Source organism: Paraburkholderia sp. SIMBA_027 (genome assembly GCF_046535315.1).
GTDB lineage: Bacteria > Pseudomonadota > Gammaproteobacteria > Burkholderiales > Burkholderiaceae > Paraburkholderia > Paraburkholderia tropica.
Map to the genome: position 1 here is coordinate 1 of NZ_JAWRWY010000720.1, position 266 is coordinate 266.

General features: G+C 63.5%; 1 pseudogene. It reads right to left on the reverse strand.

From position 1 onward, the window contains the following. Positions 1–266 (reverse strand): annotated as a pseudogene (locus SB764_RS40930) (branched-chain amino acid ABC transporter substrate-binding protein); the annotation flags it as partial.

Genomic DNA, 266 nt, shown 5'->3' on the forward strand with positions numbered 1-266 from the left:
CCTTGAACTGGCGCCCCTCCGGTGTTTGATCGAGAACGGGGCCGCCTTGCGGGCAATACACGCGCGTGTCGACCGCGTCGCCGCCAAGTTTAGCCAGTTCGGCATTGCACATGGCGTCGCCGCCCAGCAGGTAGCCATTCATCGCGAGGCGCTTCATCTGCTTGCGCAGCGCGCCAGCCTGGGCGTAGTAACCGCCGTAGAAAATCCCTTCCGCCTGGGTGCCCTTGACACGCGTGAGGATCGAGTCGAAGTTGGTCGCTTTGTCG